The organism is Serratia sp. CY81684, from assembly GCF_052166595.1.
GTDB classification, from domain to species: Bacteria; Pseudomonadota; Gammaproteobacteria; order Enterobacterales; family Enterobacteriaceae; genus Serratia; species Serratia nematodiphila.
Map to the genome: position 1 here is coordinate 444,613 of NZ_JBJNOO010000001.1, position 16,186 is coordinate 460,798.

The following is a 16,186-nucleotide window of genomic DNA, read 5'->3' on the forward strand; positions in this document are numbered from 1 at the left end:
CGCGAACAATATGCACCAACTGCGGCGGCTTGCCAAGCCAGTATGTCGTTAACTGTGCAGCTTATTTTGCGCTGGATGGCCCGGATGGGTAAGTAGGAATTCTCTGGGAAGTGGCGATGCGGAGGAGGGGGTTGTTAATTTAACAGCTTAATAAGTTAGTGACTAATTAAGCTGTTGTCGACATTATTTCTTCATCATCGCCTTCAGGTTGGCGAACGGGTTGTGGGTGGCGACGCCGATATCTTTTTGCGCATCTTCACCGGCCACCACCGTCGAACCGTATTGATCGGCCTCGGTGTATTTCGAGTGTTCGTGGTCGTGGCAATACAGGCACAGCATTTCCCAGTTGCTGCCGTCTTCCGGGTTGTTGCTGTGATCGTGATCGATATGGTGCACCGTCAGCTCGCGCAGGTTGGAATAAACGAATTCGCGTGAGCAGCGCCCACACACCCAGGGGAACAGTTTCAGCGCTTTTTCGCGGTAGCCGGTTTCCAGCTTCGCATAGTTTTTGGGGATATAGGCCATGGTGGTCGTCCGTCGGGAATCAATATGCGGCCAATAATACCACAGTGCGTGCGGCTACAACGTGCGGCTCATCACCGTGACGGTTTCACCGGCGACCTGGCGTTGCTCCAGAGGGCGCCAGCCGAGTTTCTGATACAGCGTCTGCTGGTCAGGCGTATACAGATACAGTTCGCTGATGCCCTGGGTTCGGCCGTGCTCGATGCAGCGCGCGATCAGGTTGCGGGCAATGCCTTGGCCGCGGTGCTGCGGGTGGGTAAAGACTTCGCTCAGCCAGTATTGGCGCTCCGGTTTATCCGTCAATTCATACCGCGTCAAACTGGCGGTGCCGACGATCTGTTGCTGCGGCGACAGCGCCAGCAACACGACGCCTTGGCTCTCGGGCGCACAGCGTTCAGCCAGCCGCCGGCTGATGGTATCGCGGCTGCTCCACTGCGCAAAGGCGCCCCATTCCTGATGCAGTAATTCGGCCAGTTCGTCAATGCGCTGACGATGTGCAAGCAGCGGTTCGATATGCATGGTTTGCCCGTTTTTATTGTCCGTAAGAGAAGCCACTATAGCCGGGGCGATCGGTTAATGAAACGTCTCCACCGCCCAGTCGATGAACGCCCGCAGCTTGCCGCTGAGGTGGCGATTGGACGGGTAGACCACGTACATCTGCTCCGGCGGTGGCTGCCAGTCGTGCAGCAGGCTGATCAGCTCGCCGCGCTCGAGGTGCGGCTGCGCCATAAACCGATAAATCTGGATGATGCCTAATCCGGCCAGGCTCGCCGCCAGCAGCGCGTTGCCTTCATTGATGCTGACCGGGTAGCGCTGCTGGATGGCGATCTCTTTGCCGCGCTCGACATAGCGTTGCGGATGGATGCGGTCGTTGACCGGATGGCGGTAGTGCACCATCGGAAAGCCCTGTTCCAGATCGCACGGGTGGCGCGGGGTGCCGTGGCGCGCCAGATAGGCCGGGGTGGCGCAGCTGACCCAGTCCAGATCGAAAAGACGCCGGGCGATCAGGCTGGAGTCGGCCAATGGGCCGCTGCGGATCACGCAGTCGGCGCTGTCGCTGATCAGATCGATAACGCGATCGCCGATGCTGAGATCGATTTGGATTTGCGGGTAGCGTTCCAAAAAGCCGGGCAGCGCCGGCAACAGCAGTTGGCGAGCGGTGCCGCTGCCGGTGTCGATGCGCAGCACGCCCTGCGGAGAACTTTGCGACTCGGTCAGGCAGCCCTCCATCTGCTCCAAATCCGCCAGCCATTTCACCGTATTTTGGTAATAGCATTCGCCTTCGCGGGTGACCGACACGCTGCGAGTGGTGCGCTGAAACAGCTTGGTCTGCAGGTGATCCTCCAGATTTTGGATCAGCTTGGTGACCGTCGCTTTCGGCATGCCCAGCGAATCGGCGGCGCGGGTAAAGCCGCCGGTTTCCACCACGCGGTTAAATACCCGGATAGCGAGCAAATGATGGTCCATAGGGTTCTCAACGCCATGCCCCGGCGGTGACCGGGGCATGTTTCTGCAGATAGATAATGATTAACACTGTTTAGCGCCAATCGCGCCGGAGCGCAAGCTGAGACCGAACACCAGCGTGGCGGAGAGGATCAGCGCGCCGCCGAACAGCATGGCGCTGCTGACGCCCTGCCAGTCCACCACCTCGCCGCCCAGCAGCGCGCCGGAGGCCAGCGCGATCTGGATGACGCACACTAACAGCGCCTGGCTGGCTTCCGGCGCCTGCGGCACCGCGGCGAACATCCAGTTGGTGGCGCACACAGGGACGGCGCCAAAGGCCAGCCCCCACACCAGCACCATCAGCGTGGCGCCGGCGAGGCCGCTGAGCAGCGGCGAAACGATCAAAATGCCCGCCAGCATGACGGCGATCAGAATAAAGGTGGCGCGCAGGCTGTATTCCCCCAGACGCTCGCCGAGGAAAGTGCCCAGCAGGCCGATGGCGCCATAGGCCAACAGCTGCAGCGAGATCGCCGACGGGCTGAGCACGAACACCTGCTGCAGCAGGGGCCGCAGATAGGTGTAAGCGGCGAAGTGGCCGATGAACAACAGCACGATGGCGATCAGGCCGATGCGCGCCATCGGCAGGCGCAGCGGCAGTACCAGATCGCGCGGTGTGACCGGCCGGGACGGTGGCACCGAGGTCAGCAAACGCAGCTGCGCCAACAGTACGCCGACCGCCAGCGCCGCACCGCCGAAGAAGGCGGCGCGCCAGCCAAACAGATCGCCGATCAGCGCCCCGGCCGGCACGCCGCACACCGCGCCGACCGAGATGCCGCTGAGGATCAGCGCGGTGGCGCGGCCCTGGCTGGCTTCCGGCACCAGATGGCGGCCGTAGTTGGCGGCGAACGACCAGAAACCGCCGACGCAGATGCCCAGCAGTACGCGGCCCAGCAGCATCATCGGGAAGTTGACGGCCAGCGCCGCCACCAGGTTGGACACCATCAGCAGCAGCGACAGCCCCAGCATCAGCAGGCGTCTGTCCAGCCGGCCGGAAGCCAGGCTCAATACCGGTGCGGCCACCGCCGCCACGATGCCGGGCATGGTGACCATCAACCCGGCGGTGCCGGTGCTGACACCGAGCGAAGGGGCGATGTTGGTCAGCAGGCCGATCGGCAGAAACTCGGTGGTGACCATGACAAAACAGGCGACCGTCAGCGAGAAGATCGCCGGCCACGGGGATGATGCAGGGTTATCTTTATTATTCAGCATAATGCCGCTCGTCTCAGGTGAATGCGCAGGCCGCGCGCGGGGCGCGGTGTGACCGAAGTCACAATCTACGGCAGGTGCAAGTCGCGGATAAATCCATCTGCGGTGGTTACACTGTTTCTGAGGGGGAACAATCGCGGCAGTGAATTAAAGCGCGGCTTGCGCCGCGCCGAGGGGAAAGGAATAAAACGGCATAAGGTTATGACCGAATGCCGCGCGGCGCTTACAGCCCCGGCGCTTTCCACATGGAGGTGGTCAGGCCGTTGTCCACCAGCGTCAACTGATCGGCGTAGACCCGCCGCCAGGTTTCTTTCTGTTCCTGATACAGCGCGTGGTGGGTCATGTCCGGCTGATGCTCGCGCTCCCAGCGCACCAGGCGCTCGCCGGTTTCGGCCAGCGATGCGTACAGCCCGGCGCCGACGCCGGCGGCGATCGCGCAGCCCAGCGCGGTGGCCTCTTTCACCACCGGCACCCGCACCGTCAGCCCGGTGACATCGCTGAGGATCTGACTCCACAGCTTGCCCTTGGCCCCGCCGCCGGCGAACACCAGCGAACGGGCCTGCACGCCGGAGAAGGCGGCGATTTGTTCCAGATTGCAGGCGGAGACGATGGCGGCATTCTCCTCCAGCGCGCGAAACAGCGTCTGTTTGTTGCAGCGCTCCGGGTCGATCGACATGTTGATGAACGACGGCGCTGCGTGATACCAGGTTTTGAAATGCATGGCGTCGGAGAAAATCGGCATCACGCCGTAGGCGCCCGGCGGCACTCTGGCCGCCATCTCTTCCAGCAGGCTGTAGGCGTCGACCCCCAGCCGCTCCGCCAGCAGTTTTTCTTCCGCGCAGAAGGCGTCGCGGAACCAGCGCATGGTCAGGCCGGTAAAGAAGCTGATGGATTCCGCCTGCGCCATGCCGGGAATGACGTGGGGGTTGATGCGGATGTTCATCTCCGGATCGATGGCCGGCTCCGGCAGGTTGACGATTTGCTGCCAGAAGGTGCCGCCGAGCACCGCCGTCTGCCCGGCGCGCACGATGCCGAGCCCCAGGCTGCCGAGCTGCACGTCGCCGCCGCCCATCACCACCGGGGTGCCGCGCAGCAGCCCGCTCTCCTGCGCCGCCTGTTCGGTGACGCGCCCCAGCACGCTGCCGGTCTCTTTCACCGGCGACAGAATATCGGCGCGCAGCCCGGCCATGTCGAGCAACGCCGGCCGCCAGTCGCGGCTGGTCAGATCCAGCATGCCGGTGGTGCCGGCGTTGGAAGGATCGACCGCCAGTTCGCCGCTCAGCATGTTGGCCAGCCAGTCGCTGATCATGGTCAGCGTCGCGGCCTGGCGGTAGATGTCCGGCCGATGGTGCGCCAGCCACAGCAGGCGCGGCATGGCGCTCAGCGCCAGCGTCTGGCCGGAGTGCTGGTACACCTCGCGTTCGAAGCCGTGGTTGTGCAGCTCTTTCAGCTCGCTGACTTCGTGGCTGGCGCGTGCGTCGACGTTGGCGCAGGCCCAGATCGGCACGCCGTTGCGGTCGTACAGCACGATGCCTTCACGCATCGAGCAGCAGGCCACCGCGCGGATCGCCTGAGCGCTCAATCCTGCACGTTGCATCGCCTGGCGGATGCACTGGCAGGCCAGCTGCCAATTGCGGCTGAGGTCAAACTCCATCGAGCCGGGCACGCCCGGCACCGCGAGGTGTTGCCACTCCGCCTGGCCGTGCGCGATCTGGTTACCCGCCAGATCGAAGATCACCGCGCGAATGCTGCCCGTTCCTGCGTCCAGCGCCATCAAGTAGTTATCCATAGCCTATGCTCTCAGGGGGAGGAATGTTAACTATAGATGCCGCCGCCTTACCCCGCCGGGGGAGGAGTGGGCGTCGCCGACGCGATTTGTGAGCCAGGCGGCAAAATTGCCGTTGCGGCAGGGCAATCGACGGGAATAAACCTATGGTTGGAAAGCGCCATGTTACGGCGCGCCGTTTAAACAAGGAGTTGCCATGCACGTCACATTGGTTGAGATCAACGTTAAACAAGACAAAATCGACGAATTTATCGATGTTTTCCGCGCCAATCACCTGGGCGCTATCGAAGAGCCGGGCAACCTGCGCTTCGATGTGCTGCAGGATGAACAGATCCCGACGCGGTTTTACATCTACGAAGCCTATCGCGACGAGCAGGCGGTGGCGGAGCACAAGCAGACCCCGCACTACCTGCAGTGCGTGGAGAAGCTGGAAGCGCTGATGACCGGCCCGCGCAAGAAGACCACCTTTATCGGCCTGATGCCTGAATAATCGCCGGCGTTTGCCGGTGTCCATGCGCCTGGTTTGGTTGTAACCTGCAAGGCAAAGCGAATTTTCAATGGGATAAGCGGGGCGAGGATGACATTGCGCGATCGGCTGTTGGCGCTGTTGGTGGTGGTGATCTGGGGCGTGAATTTCGTCGTGATCAAGTTCGGTTTACAGGGTATGCCGCCGTTTCTGCTGGCCGGGATGCGTTTTTTACTGGTGGCGTTGCCGGCGATCTTCTTTATCCCGCGCCCGACTATTCCGTGGAAATGGCTGCTGCTGTACGGCATGACCATGAGCTTCGCGCAGTTCGCGTTTTTGTTCGTCGCCATCAAGGTGGGCATGCCGGCGGGGCTGGCCTCGCTGGTGCTGCAGGCGCAGGTGTTCTTCACCCTGCTGTTGGGCGTTGTGCTGATGGGAGAAAAGCTGCGGATCAACCATTTCGTCGGCATCGCTATCGCCAGCGGCGGCATGCTGGTGCTGGCGCAGGCCAGCCTGCATAAGCCGGGCAGCGGCGCGGTCCCCCTGGCGGGCCTGCTGTTGACGCTGGCGGCGGCGTTTTCCTGGGCGCTGGGCAACCTGACCAACAAGAAGATCCTGGCCGGTTTCCCGCAGCGTAATATCTTATCGCTGGTGGTGTGGAGCGCGCCGATCCCGGTCGTGCCGTTCCTGGCCTGCAGCTGGCTGTTCGACGGCCCTGAGGTAGTGCTGAGCAGCCTGAGCCATGTGCAGGTTGGCACCTGGCTGGCGGTGGCCTATCTGGCGTTCGCCGCCACGCTGTTCGGTTATTCGGTGTGGGGCAGCCTGCTGGGGCGCTATGAAACCTGGCGCGTTGCGCCGCTGACGCTGCTGGTGCCGCTGGTCGGGCTGTTCGCCGCCTGGCTGCTGCTGGACGAAGCGTTGTCGCCGGCGCAGTTCGGCGGCGCATTGCTGGTGCTGGCAGGCATGGCGGTCAACACCTTCGGGCTGCCGCGCCGCCGGGCCGTCGCGGTGCGCTAAACCGAATAGGGTAATTCTGTTCAATACCGGGTCGGCGCGGCCCGGCACTCTGGTGCCTGTGAATATTTTCTCAGGTGTCCATCATGAATATCTACCTTTCCATGGCCGCGTTTGCGCTGGCGGCCTCCATCACTCCCGGCCCGGTCAACATCGTCGCATTGAGCGCCGGGGCGCAATTCGGCTTTGGCGCAACCCAGCGCCATGTGTTCGGCGCCACGCTGGGGTTTACCCTGTTGCTGGTGCTGCTGGGATTGGGCATGCACCAACTGCTGATCCTGTGGCCGGGGCTGACCTGCTTGATCCAGTGGGCCGGCGTGGCCTTTCTGCTGTTTATGGCCTATCGGCTGGCGTTTGACGACGGCAGGCTGGGCAACGGCGCGGCGCAGGCGCCTTCCTGCTGGTACGGCGCGCTGATGCAATGGCTGAATCCCAAGGCATGGCTGGCGTCGGTGGCCAGCCTCGGCGCCTTTGTCGGCGATGGCGACATGCTGCTGCTATGGCAGTTCGCCGGGCTCTACTTCGTGATTTGCTATGCCTCGGTAGCCTGCTGGGCCTATGTCGGCGCGATGCTGCGCGGCCTGCTCAGGCAGGCGCGCAACGTACAGCGCTTTAATCGCGCGATGGCGGCGTTGCTGGCGGCCAGCGCTTGCTATCTGTTGGCGGAGGGTTTTTGATACTGGCCGGGCGTGGCGGCCAACAGCTGTTTGAAGGTGCGCTGAAAGTGCGCCTGATCGGCAAAGCCGCTTTCGCTGGCGGCCGCGGCGATCGGCAGGCCGCTTTTCAATAGCCGATGGCCGTGCTGTACGCGGCGGTTGACCAGATAGGCGTGCGGCGTCATGCCGTAACGCTGGCGGAAGGCGCGGATCAGGTAAGAAGGGGACAGCGCGGCGGCGCGGCAAATGTCTTCCAGCGTCAGTGCCTGGGTGCAGTGCGCGTCGATGAATGCCGCCGCCGCTTCCAGTCGGGTATGCGGCGGCGTCTCCGGCTGGCGGACATCGCCCAGCCCGAGCTGCAGGGCGCTGAAATACTCCACCATGGCGATCTGTTTTTCCAGCGCGCTGCACAGCGGATCCGTCAGCAGCGCATAAAGCCGGTTCAGCCCGTGGAACAGCGCCGGATCGCGGCTGAGCGGCTGGCTGAACGGAACAAAACGGTCGCCCTCGCCGCCGAGCAGCTCCTGCTGCAGCGCGCCGAGCCAGGCGAGATCGAGATAGAACATGACGTACGACCAACGGCGATCGGCGATGGGGTTGCAGGCGTGCGCCTGCTGCGGGTTGATGACAACCAGATCGCCGGCGCTGACCTGCATGCGCCGCTCGCCGTTGACATAGGTACTGACGCCGCCGGTGATGGCGCCGATGGAAAAGAATTCGTGGCTGTGCAGGCTGTAACATACCTGGCGGCCATCCGCGATAGCGCGGGCTTCGACGAACGGCAACTGCGGATCGCGCCAGAACTGCGGCGTTTTTTCACTCATACGCTTTCCTTTTCACTGCGGCGGCATCACAGTGTTATAGCCTGAAAGCGACGAGTGGGGGAATGGCGGATGATGATTTTTAACGTGTTTGGCCGTCTGCTGGGCGTGAAGCGCATCGGGGACGAATGGCGGCTGTTCCGCGTGACGCTGCCGGAGCGCAAATATGCTCCCAGCTACGATATCGTGCTGCCGGCGGATCTGCGCGAAGAGGAGATCGCCGGCTATCTGGGGGATATTTATCACGAGGCCGCGACGCCGCAGCGGCCGGAGGTGTTTCGCGTCGAATAGCGCGGCCGTTACTCCTCCGTATTGCGCGCCATGAGGCGGCGCTGGTGTTCCTCGCTGGCGGCCTGGATTTCTTCCAGCACCGAGCCGACGTCGGCGCGCTTCTGGATTTCGTTGAACCGGCCGCTGAGGGCGCTGTCCGGCGTCAGGTTGCCTTCCTGATACAGCGCCCAAATCTCTTTGGCGTATTGGCTGTCGCGCAGTTCCGGCGCGAACTGGCCGTAATATTCGGCTAGATTGCCGATATCGCGCTCGAACATGCTTTTGGCGTGGTTGTTGGCGGCGGCGTCCACCACCTGCGGCAGATCGATGATCACCGGTCCGTCTTTATCCATCAGCACGTTGAATTCCGACAGGTCGCCGTGCACCAGCCCGGCGCACAGCATGCGCACCGCGTAGTTCATCATCAGGGCGTGATCGGCGCGCGCCTGTTCCGGCGTCAGGATGACATCGCTCAGGCGCGGCGCCACCAGGCCTTCTTCGTCGGTGATCAGCTCCATCAGCAGCACGCCGTCCAGGCAGATATCCGGCTGCGGCACCCGCACCCCGGCCTTGGCCAGCAGATACAGCGCGTCCACTTCGGTGTTTTGCCAGGCTTCTTCCTGCTGCTGGCGGCCGAATTTGGAGCCTTTGCTCATGGCGCGCGCGTCGCGGCTGTTGCGCACCTTGCGCCCTTCCTGATAGTGGACGGCCTGCTTGAAGTTGCGCTTCTCGGCCTCTTTGTACACTTTGGCGCAGCGGATCTCATCGCCGCAGCGCACGATAAACACGTCGGCTTCTTTGCCGCTTTTCAACCGGCGGATGACGTCGTCGATTAACCCGTCATCCACCAGCGGCTGGAGTCGTTTTGGAATTTTCATGCAGCCTTGTACCCTATTTAGGCTCCGGTGTGAATGGCTTGCGCAGTTGATAGCGTAAGTTAGACCCGAAAGGCAAACATTAGTTTTGCCGCCGCGTCATCATTACGCGGCGGCGGGCGATCAGAGGCTGGCGGCCGGCACCCAGACGCTGACGCTGCCGGCGTTAACCGGGAAATGGGCGCTGCCCTGGTCGTCGGCGGTGATTTCCTCCGGGCGGTTGCCGAGGAAATCGCGCCAGGCGGTGTGCGCGAGATCGGCGCCGAGCGTAACCGTCTTGCCGCTCTCGCCGCCGTTGGTCAGCACCACCACGCAGCCGGGAGCCTCGGCAGTGCCGGCGCGGCTGAAGGCCACGCAGTGGCTGTCGTCGAAGTAGTCGGTTTGCGGGCCGTTGGCGAAGCGCTGGCGCGCGGCGATCAGCTTCTCCAGCTCCGGGATCGCCGGCATGTCGATCTGGTATTCGCCGCCGTCGCGCCCCTTGTCGCGGTAGCTGGCGCCATACAGGTCGGGGTAAAACACGCAGGGCACGCCCTGTTCGCGCAGCAGGATCAGCGCGTAGGCCAGCGGTTTGAACCAGGGTTCCACCGGCGCTTCCAGCGATTGCAGCGGCTGGGTATCGTGGTTGGCGACCAGCGTCACCGCGTGGGCCGGATCGGCGGCGGTCAGGGTATCGGTGAAGATCTGCGTCATGTCGAAGCCGTCGCCCTGTTTCGACGCCTGATGAAACTTCAGGTGCAGCGCCACGTCGAACAGCATCACCTTGCCGTCCACCAACTCGATGTATTGTTGCAGCGCGCCGAGATCGTGCGACCAGTATTCGGCAACGATAAACAGGTCGCGTTGCGCGCTGCCGCGCACGTGATCCGCCCACTCTTTGAAGAACCAGGCGGGAATGTGTTTGGCAGCGTCGAGGCGGAAGCCGTCGCACGGCAAGGTTTCCAACAGCCAGCGTGCCCAGTATTTGAGCTCCTCCGTCACGGCGGTATTGCGGAACTCCACGTCGGCGCCCATCAGATAGTCGTAGTTGCCTTTCTCGTCGTCGACCTGATCGTTCCAGCCGTCGTCGCCATAATCGTTGGCGATTTTGAACACCCCTTTGTCGTCCGGCTGCTCTACATAGTCGACGCCGCTGAAGCATTTGTAATCCCAGATAAATTCGGAATGCACGCCCTGGCGGCCGGGGAAGGTGAAGCGGGTGTAGGCCAGCGCGTCGAAGCCCTGATCGTCAATGTCGTTGCGGTTGTTGGCGTCCACCTTGAACACGTGCACCCGTTCTTTCTCGTCCGCGCCGAGCTTGTGGTTGAACACCACATCGTAAAGCACGCCCACGCCGTGTTCGCGCAGCGTATTGGCGGCATGTTCCAGCGCCGCCTTGTCGCCGTATTTGGTCGCCACGCTGCCTTTCTGGTCAAACTCGCCCAGATCGAACAGATCGTAAGTATCGTAGCCGACGGAGTAGCCGCCGGAAGCGCCCTTGCAGGCGGGCGGCAGCCACAGCTCGGTGATGCCCAGTTCGGCCAGGTGCGGGGCGCGCTCGGCGGCCTCCTGCCACAGTTTGCCGCCGTCGGGGTAGTACCAGTGGAAGAATTGCAGCAGGGTGGTTTTTTTCGTCATGAGCCAGCGTCCCGGTTAGCCAGAAGGAGAGAAGCAGTTAAAGCATGGGCTACTTTTGGCAAAAGGGACAAGTTTGGCATAGGCGGCCCGAGAAGGCCGCCCGAGAGACTGCTTAACGCTGGCTGGCGTAATGAGGTGAGCGCGGGCCATAAAGAATGGCGCCGTTCTGACCTGTTGCCGACAGGAGGCGAGTGTTGGCGATGGCACCAATGTCGAACCCTTTGTCGCTGATGGTATCCGCGATTTGTGAAATCGCGGCGCTGATCACCATGCCCAGCAGGCCACCGGAATTGTTGTTGCCTTCGTTGCTGGATGCGGTAGCGGTGCCGGCCCACAGCTGTTTGCCGTTGCGCAGGTCAACCAGGCGAGCGGCTACGGTAACGCGAGTTTCGCTGCTGATCACCATGTAGCTGGTACCGTATTGCGTGACATCCAGGTACAGCACGGTGTCGGCGCCGAAAATCTGGTGCAGTTTTTTCGGACTGACGGCGCGGATGTCGTTGGCGTTGGTTAGACCGTTTTGCAGGAAGGTTTCCTCCACTACAGCGACCGGCAGCACATAGTAACCGGCCTCGGCCAGCGGTAAGGTTGCACTGGCGAGCACGCTGTGGCTGGCTTTGACGTCCGGCGACTGATTAACCGGCGGCAAGACCAGGATCGACTTCGGCTTGCTCTCATGGAATGCCGCATAGTCATAAGGCGTTTGCTTGGCACAGCCGCTCAGCAACAGGATGGCGGCAACGCTGAGGAAAGAGAGTACACGTTTCATTTAAAGCTCCCCTTATCCTTGGCCATCAGGAAATTCATAAACGGAGCTGATTCCGGGAACAGCGTTTTTTCCGTGTTGAATTCACTCATGGCTTGTCCGTCGTTGCCGGTTTTGCTGTACAGCAGCCCCAGTTGCGCATGCAGTCCCGGCGGTACGGCTTTATCCTTGGCGCGGGATTTCTCGACGATCTCTTTCAGCGTGGCGATCTGCTGCTCAGGGCTTTGCCCCTCCTGCTGGTAGTATTGATAAAGAGAAGTTTGGTAGCCATCCCAATTGTAAAGCGTTTTCGGCGCGGCGCAGCCGGCCAGCAGGGTCGCTGCAAACAGCGCCCCGCCCATTTTTTTAGTTATCATCTTTCTGCTTCTAGTCCGTTAGTTAGCAGGGCGCCATGCGCCGTTTTCGATACCGGTGACCAGGTTATTGACGGCTTCACGCACGGCCAGATCCAGCACCTTGCCGTTAAGGGTGGAGTCGTAGCTGGCGGTGCCCCCGAAACCGATGATTTCGCGATTGGACAGTTCGTATTCACCGGCACCCTGAGAGGAAAAGACAACTTCTGAGGTCTGTACGTTTACGACGTTCAGATTGACTTTGGCGTAAGCGACTTGTGATTTACCACGGCCCAAAATCCCCCACAGCTGATGATCGCCGACTTCTTTACGGCCGAATTCGGTGACATCGCCGGTAATCACATAATTGGCACCTTTCAGCGTTTGTGCCTTCCCTTTGATACCGGCTTCAGTTTTCAGCTCTTCCATATTGGCGCGATCCAGCACGTTGAAACGGCCAGTCTGCTGCAAATGCGTGATCAGGATAGTCTTGGACTGATTGCCCAGCCGATCGACGCCATCGGAGAAGATGCCGTTCATGTAGCTGGAGCGGTTGTCGAATTTACCGACGGCGATAGGGCTGCGTGGGCCCTGATAAGTGGTGTTGTAGGAAGCCACTTTCGGCACTTCCAAAGTGCGAGAAGATTCGGTCGCGCAGCCCGCCAGCAAAGTGACGGAAAGGGCGACGGAACAGACGGCGAGTGATTTTTTCATTGGCGTGCAATCTCTCCATGAGCATAAAACAGCGCGGGAGCAACCCGCGCCCGATGTTGATATAACGAGCGTTGTCGTCGTTATAGAAACGCCGCGATCCTGCCATGAATATGTAACAAATTACAACAAGATATCGGCATTAATGCCGCTATTAACATCGTTGTAACCTATTGGAATTAAATGGGTTAGTATCGATTCTCTCTCTTTCCTGCAAGTTTTTTTCACGGTTGTACGTTTTTTAACTGGTTTATGGTTTTTTTTAATCTTAAATATATGGGTGTTTATTCTGAAATCTTACAATTAATAAGTTTTATATATTGGATGATATTACATTTTGCATCAGCTCATCTGTTATGTCGGGGTTCATGGCGGCTTGATGATCCGGTAAGGTAGTGAAAATTAGGTAACACTATCAACCAAGTGTCATTTTTCATCGGTAGCGAATCGGGGATATCAATTGTGAACATCAGGGATTTCAGAGCATTGGCGCGCAGTTTGGTCAGAGAATTCGGCATGTTGAACAAGCAGAGCAACGGCTCGCGCTTTTCGCCGCTGCAGATCCATCTGATGATCGAAGTCAGCGAGCAGCCGCTGGGCGTCACCGAGCTGGCGGCCCGGCTTTGCATCGACAAGGCCAGCGCCAGCCGGGCGCTGCGCAGCCTGGTGGCCGCCGGCGTGATAGAAACGGTGGATCATCCTGATGACAAGCGGCACAACCTGCATCGGCTGAGTAAACAGGGCGGCAAGACGCTGGCCGGCATCGAGAGCGACGCCGACGGTTTTATGCAGGCGGCGCTGGCGCAGTTGGACGACGATGAGCTGGCGAGCACCACCGCAGCGATGAAAAAGATGACCGCGGCGCTGCGCAGCGCGCGCAAACAGCGCGACGCCAATCTGCGGGTGCGGCCGATCGCCGAGCGCGACGATGCGGTAATGGCGGCGATCATTCGCGATGTGTTTCGCGAGTACGGCATGGACAAAATGGAAGGGGTCAGTCTGCACGATCCGGGTCTCGATCGGCTGACCGGTCTGTATCGCGACAACGGCGGCCACTACTGGGTGCTGGAGCGGGACGGACAGGTGGTGGGGGGCGTCGGCATGGCGCCGCTGGCCGGCGAAGAGCCCGGCTATTGCGAGCTGCAAAAACTGTTTTTCAAACCCGGCGCGCGCGGGTTGGGCATGGCGCGCCATATGGTGGTGCAGGCGCTGAAGGCGGCGCGGGCGGCGGGGTATCGCTACTGCTACCTGGAAACCACCGAACAGTTGAAAGAGGCGATCGGGTTGTACTATGCGCTGGGGTTCACGCTGTTGACGGAACGGCGCGGCAATACCGGCCACCACGGCTGCAACGTATGCATGCTGAAAAATCTCCAGAGCGACGATATGTGAGCGGTTTCAAGGTTAGCGCCCGCGCCTTGTGTCACCCTGTTAACCGTTTGATAACAATCACAACGTTTTATCAGGGAGGAAACTATGTTGGGGGATCCGATGGCGCTGCCCGCGCTGGTCACGCTGGTGGTCATCGTGCTATGGGCCAGCGCCCGCTTGCCGGAGTATGTGGTCGCGCTGCTGTTCTTTGCGGCGGTGATGGTCTTGCAGCTGGCGCCCGCCGCGGTGACCTTTTCCGGTTTCGCGTCTTCCGCATTCTGGCTGGTGCTCAGCGGTTTCGTGCTGGGCTCCGCCATCCGCAGCACCGGTTTGGCGGATCGCCTGGCCAACCGACTCTTGCCGCATCTGGCCGGTTCCTGGCCCCGGCTGGTGGGCGGCGTGGTGGCGATAAGCTACGCGCTGGCATTTGTCATGCCTTCCAATATGGGGCGCATTACGCTGCTGATGCCGATCGTTATGGCGTTGGCCAATCGCGCCGGTCTGGCGGAAGGCTCGCGCGGCCGCATCGGTTTGGCGCTGGCGGTGGGGTTCGGCACCTTCCAGCTCTCTGCCAGCATCCTGCCGGCCAACGTGCCCAATCTGGTGATGAGCGGCGCGGCGGAAAGCGCCTATGGCAGCCACTTCGCTTATCTTTCTTACCTGCTGTTGCACGCCCCGGTGCTCGGGATCGCCAAAGGCGCGCTGCTGACGCTGTGCATCTGCGGCCTGTTCCGTGCGCGGCCGCAGCCGGTGGCGGCCGAGGCGGCGCAAACCCCGCTCAGCGCCGCCGAATGGCGGCTGATCGCGCTGTTGGGCGCCACGGTGTTGCTGTGGATGACCGACAGCTGGCACGGCATCGCTCCCGCCTGGATAGGGTTGGCGGCAGCGTGTTTCTGCCTGTTGCCGCGTATCGGGTTTCTCAACGGCGAGCAGTTCGCCGTCGGGGTTAACGTGCGCACCTGTATCTACGTGGCGGGGATCCTGGGGCTGACCGCATTGGTCAGTCACTCGGGGCTCGGCGATCGGTTGGGCGGTGCGCTGCTGGCGATGATGCCGGATCTGCATGACAAACCGTTCGCTGCGTTCGGTTCGCTGGTGGGGATCACCGCGTTGCTGAATTTCGTGGTGACCGCCAATGGCGTACCGGCGCTGTTTACCCCGCTGGCGGAGGCGCTGTCGGCGGGCAGCGGTTTACCGCTGCTGACGGTGCTGATGACTCAGGTGATCGGTTACGCCACGCCGCTGCTGCCGTATCAGGCTGCGCCGATCGTGGTGGCGATGGGGATGGGCAAAGTGCCGGCGCGCGAGGGGCTGAAGCTGTGCCTGCTGTTGGCCGTGCTCAGCTTTGCGCTGCTGGTGCCGTTGGATTATCTGTGGTTCAGACTGCTGGGGTGGATCCCGTAAACAGCCCTGCGCCGCCGGCAAAACAATCTTCGTCCAGCGTCAGAGTGGCGATTTTATGCACCGGTCCGCGCATGCTGACCTGAAAATCGCCGCTGAAGGCGATCTGCAGCTCGCCGCCCGGCATCCGCACGCTAACCCGATCGCTGACTCGTCCCAACTTGCGCATCACGCTGGCGGCGGCGCAGCTGCTGCTGCCGGAGGCGAGGGTAAAACCGGCGCCGCGCTCCCAGATGCCGATGCGCAGCGTCTGGCGATCGACCACTTCCACCAGTTGTACATTGGTGCGTTTCGGGAACAGCGGATGGCGTTCAATCTGCGGTCCGAGCCGATGCACCTGCGCCAGATCCAGTTTTTCCACCGGCACCACGCAGTGCGGGTTGCCCATCGACACCAGCGAAACGCTTAACGTCTCCTCCCTCAGGGGCAGCGGATAGTTCAGCGCCTCCGGCAGATCGATCAACGCCGGCAGCGCCGCCGGGCTGAAATTGGCGCGCCCCATTTCCACCGTTATCTGATGCGCGTCTTGCGCCACCTGGCAGCGCACGTCGCCGCCGGCGGTGTGCACCAAAAACGGTTGATGGCCCACGCGGCCGCTGTCAAACAGATAGCGCGCGTAGATGCGCAGGCCGTTGCCGCTCTTCTCCGCTTCGGAACCGTCCGGGTTGATGATGCGCAGGGTGGGATTGACGGCGTCGCCGCTGTCGATCAGCAGGCCGTCGGAACCGATGCCGTAATGCGGGTGGCACAGCAGGCGGATCTGTTCATGGCTCAGCCGATCGGCGACCGAACGGTGGCATACCAGGTAGTCGTTGCCCAGACCGTGATATTTGTGGAACAGCAGGGGAGTCATGGCGTTGCTCGGCTCAGCG

General features: G+C 61.7%; 18 protein-coding genes. 6 read left to right on the top strand and 12 right to left on the bottom strand.

What is annotated here, in order from left to right; all coding sequences use genetic code 11:
• Positions 1–183 precede the first annotated feature (183 nt).
• From yajD to lsrK, 5 genes are all read right to left on the bottom strand, one after another.
• A complete protein-coding gene (yajD, locus tag ACJ8QF_RS02200) occupies positions 184–525 on the bottom strand; it encodes an HNH nuclease YajD (RefSeq protein ID WP_004939576.1) in 342 nt (113 codons plus the stop codon).
• A gap of 54 nt (positions 526–579) precedes the next feature.
• Positions 580–1,041 carry a GNAT family N-acetyltransferase gene (locus ACJ8QF_RS02205; protein WP_197752944.1) on the bottom strand — a complete coding sequence of 154 codons (462 nt, stop codon included), beginning with the start codon at positions 1,039–1,041 and terminating at the stop codon, positions 580–582.
• Positions 1,042–1,095: 54 nt separating this feature from the next.
• On the bottom strand, positions 1,096–1,989 hold the full coding sequence (locus ACJ8QF_RS02210; protein ID WP_004939572.1) for a LysR family transcriptional regulator: 894 nt from the start codon (positions 1,987–1,989) through the stop codon (positions 1,096–1,098).
• 60 nt (positions 1,990–2,049) lie between these two features.
• Positions 2,050–3,234, bottom strand: a complete 1,185-nt coding sequence (locus tag ACJ8QF_RS02215) for an MFS transporter (protein ID WP_442537223.1) — start codon at positions 3,232–3,234, stop codon at positions 2,050–2,052.
• A gap of 220 nt (positions 3,235–3,454) precedes the next feature.
• Positions 3,455–5,020, bottom strand: a complete 1,566-nt coding sequence (lsrK, locus tag ACJ8QF_RS02220) for an autoinducer-2 kinase (protein ID WP_275095575.1) — start codon at positions 5,018–5,020, stop codon at positions 3,455–3,457.
• Positions 5,021–5,213: 193 nt separating this feature from the next.
• Here lsrK and lsrG point away from each other — a divergent pair, with 193 nt between their 5' ends.
• From lsrG to ACJ8QF_RS02235, 3 genes are all read left to right on the top strand, one after another.
• Entirely contained in the window at positions 5,214–5,507 is a 294-nt protein-coding gene (gene lsrG, locus ACJ8QF_RS02225) for a (4S)-4-hydroxy-5-phosphonooxypentane-2,3-dione isomerase (protein ID WP_275095576.1), read from the top strand.
• 87 nt (positions 5,508–5,594) lie between these two features.
• Complete coding sequence (locus ACJ8QF_RS02230; RefSeq protein WP_021503964.1) at positions 5,595–6,500, top strand: EamA family transporter; 906 nt, start codon at positions 5,595–5,597, stop codon at positions 6,498–6,500.
• 83 nt (positions 6,501–6,583) lie between these two features.
• Positions 6,584–7,174 carry a LysE family translocator gene (locus tag ACJ8QF_RS02235; RefSeq protein WP_131164532.1) on the top strand — a complete coding sequence of 197 codons (591 nt, stop codon included), beginning with the start codon at positions 6,584–6,586 and terminating at the stop codon, positions 7,172–7,174.
• Here the strand turns inward: ACJ8QF_RS02235 and ACJ8QF_RS02240 are convergent.
• Complete coding sequence (locus tag ACJ8QF_RS02240) at positions 7,150–7,977, bottom strand: AraC family transcriptional regulator (RefSeq protein WP_154870556.1); 828 nt, start codon at positions 7,975–7,977, stop codon at positions 7,150–7,152. The two genes, ACJ8QF_RS02235 and ACJ8QF_RS02240, sit on opposite strands and share 25 nt — an antisense overlap.
• A gap of 69 nt (positions 7,978–8,046) precedes the next feature.
• On the opposite strand from ACJ8QF_RS02240, the gene ACJ8QF_RS02245 reads away from it, so the two are divergent.
• Positions 8,047–8,265 (top strand): DUF7661 family protein, encoded by a 219-nt coding sequence (locus tag ACJ8QF_RS02245; protein ID WP_015377079.1) that lies wholly within the window; start codon positions 8,047–8,049, stop codon positions 8,263–8,265.
• Positions 8,266–8,273: 8 nt separating this feature from the next.
• Here the strand turns inward: ACJ8QF_RS02245 and ACJ8QF_RS02250 are convergent, their stop codons facing one another.
• The 5 genes from ACJ8QF_RS02250 to ACJ8QF_RS02270 all read right to left on the bottom strand — a co-directional run bounded on the left by ACJ8QF_RS02250 (position 8,274) and on the right by ACJ8QF_RS02270 (position 12,545).
• Positions 8,274–9,122 carry a PA4780 family RIO1-like protein kinase gene (locus ACJ8QF_RS02250; RefSeq protein ID WP_015377080.1) on the bottom strand — a complete coding sequence of 283 codons (849 nt, stop codon included), beginning with the start codon at positions 9,120–9,122 and terminating at the stop codon, positions 8,274–8,276.
• 120 nt (positions 9,123–9,242) lie between these two features.
• Positions 9,243–10,733: an alpha-amylase gene (gene amyA, locus ACJ8QF_RS02255; RefSeq protein ID WP_442537224.1), complete on the bottom strand. Its 1,491-nt coding sequence runs from the start codon at positions 10,731–10,733 to the stop codon at positions 9,243–9,245.
• 112 nt (positions 10,734–10,845) lie between these two features.
• Complete coding sequence (locus tag ACJ8QF_RS02260; RefSeq protein WP_004939534.1) at positions 10,846–11,502, bottom strand: DUF799 domain-containing protein; 657 nt, start codon at positions 11,500–11,502, stop codon at positions 10,846–10,848.
• Positions 11,499–11,855, bottom strand: a complete 357-nt coding sequence (locus ACJ8QF_RS02265; RefSeq protein WP_033645832.1) for a DUF4810 domain-containing protein — start codon at positions 11,853–11,855, stop codon at positions 11,499–11,501. Before ACJ8QF_RS02265 ends, ACJ8QF_RS02260 begins: the two co-directional genes overlap by 4 nt.
• Positions 11,856–11,873: 18 nt before the next feature.
• On the bottom strand, positions 11,874–12,545 hold the full coding sequence (locus ACJ8QF_RS02270) for a CsgG/HfaB family protein (RefSeq protein WP_004939528.1): 672 nt from the start codon (positions 12,543–12,545) through the stop codon (positions 11,874–11,876).
• Between the two features lie 483 nt (positions 12,546–13,028).
• Between ACJ8QF_RS02270 and ACJ8QF_RS02275 the strand changes: the two genes are divergently transcribed.
• Complete coding sequence (locus tag ACJ8QF_RS02275) at positions 13,029–13,934, top strand: bifunctional helix-turn-helix transcriptional regulator/GNAT family N-acetyltransferase (RefSeq protein WP_442537412.1); 906 nt, start codon at positions 13,029–13,031, stop codon at positions 13,932–13,934.
• A gap of 84 nt (positions 13,935–14,018) precedes the next feature.
• On the top strand, positions 14,019–15,317 hold the full coding sequence (locus ACJ8QF_RS02280) for an SLC13 family permease (RefSeq protein WP_442537225.1): 1,299 nt from the start codon (positions 14,019–14,021) through the stop codon (positions 15,315–15,317).
• On the opposite strand, the gene dapF is transcribed toward ACJ8QF_RS02280, so the two are convergent.
• Positions 15,292–16,167: a diaminopimelate epimerase gene (dapF, locus tag ACJ8QF_RS02285; RefSeq protein WP_442537226.1), complete on the bottom strand. Its 876-nt coding sequence runs from the start codon at positions 16,165–16,167 to the stop codon at positions 15,292–15,294. The two genes, ACJ8QF_RS02280 and dapF, sit on opposite strands and share 26 nt — an antisense overlap.
• Positions 16,168–16,186: the final 19 nt, after the last annotated feature.

What these genes read in the sequence shown, in the direction of transcription:
- yajD (WP_004939576.1), bottom strand. Translation starts at nt 525, where the DNA reads ATGGCCTATATCCCCAAAAACTATGCGAAGCTGGAAACCGGCTACCGC.
- ACJ8QF_RS02215 (WP_442537223.1), bottom strand. Translation starts at nt 3,234, where the DNA reads ATGCTGAATAATAAAGATAACCCTGCATCATCCCCGTGGCCGGCGATC.
- dapF (WP_442537226.1), bottom strand. Translation starts at nt 16,167, where the DNA reads ATGACTCCCCTGCTGTTCCACAAATATCACGGTCTGGGCAACGACTAC.
- ACJ8QF_RS02280 (WP_442537225.1), top strand. Translation starts at nt 14,019, where the DNA reads ATGTTGGGGGATCCGATGGCGCTGCCCGCGCTGGTCACGCTGGTGGTC.
- ACJ8QF_RS02210 (WP_004939572.1), bottom strand. Translation starts at nt 1,989, where the DNA reads ATGGACCATCATTTGCTCGCTATCCGGGTATTTAACCGCGTGGTGGAA.
- ACJ8QF_RS02245 (WP_015377079.1), top strand. Translation starts at nt 8,047, where the DNA reads ATGATGATTTTTAACGTGTTTGGCCGTCTGCTGGGCGTGAAGCGCATC.
- amyA (WP_442537224.1), bottom strand. Translation starts at nt 10,733, where the DNA reads ATGACGAAAAAAACCACCCTGCTGCAATTCTTCCACTGGTACTACCCC.
- ACJ8QF_RS02265 (WP_033645832.1), bottom strand. Translation starts at nt 11,855, where the DNA reads ATGATAACTAAAAAAATGGGCGGGGCGCTGTTTGCAGCGACCCTGCTG.
- ACJ8QF_RS02235 (WP_131164532.1), top strand. Translation starts at nt 6,584, where the DNA reads ATGAATATCTACCTTTCCATGGCCGCGTTTGCGCTGGCGGCCTCCATC.
- lsrG (WP_275095576.1), top strand. Translation starts at nt 5,214, where the DNA reads ATGCACGTCACATTGGTTGAGATCAACGTTAAACAAGACAAAATCGAC.
- ACJ8QF_RS02260 (WP_004939534.1), bottom strand. Translation starts at nt 11,502, where the DNA reads ATGAAACGTGTACTCTCTTTCCTCAGCGTTGCCGCCATCCTGTTGCTG.
- ACJ8QF_RS02250 (WP_015377080.1), bottom strand. Translation starts at nt 9,122, where the DNA reads ATGAAAATTCCAAAACGACTCCAGCCGCTGGTGGATGACGGGTTAATC.
- ACJ8QF_RS02240 (WP_154870556.1), bottom strand. Translation starts at nt 7,977, where the DNA reads ATGAGTGAAAAAACGCCGCAGTTCTGGCGCGATCCGCAGTTGCCGTTC.
- lsrK (WP_275095575.1), bottom strand. Translation starts at nt 5,020, where the DNA reads ATGGATAACTACTTGATGGCGCTGGACGCAGGAACGGGCAGCATTCGC.
- ACJ8QF_RS02270 (WP_004939528.1), bottom strand. Translation starts at nt 12,545, where the DNA reads ATGAAAAAATCACTCGCCGTCTGTTCCGTCGCCCTTTCCGTCACTTTG.
- ACJ8QF_RS02230 (WP_021503964.1), top strand. Translation starts at nt 5,595, where the DNA reads ATGACATTGCGCGATCGGCTGTTGGCGCTGTTGGTGGTGGTGATCTGG.
- ACJ8QF_RS02205 (WP_197752944.1), bottom strand. Translation starts at nt 1,041, where the DNA reads ATGCATATCGAACCGCTGCTTGCACATCGTCAGCGCATTGACGAACTG.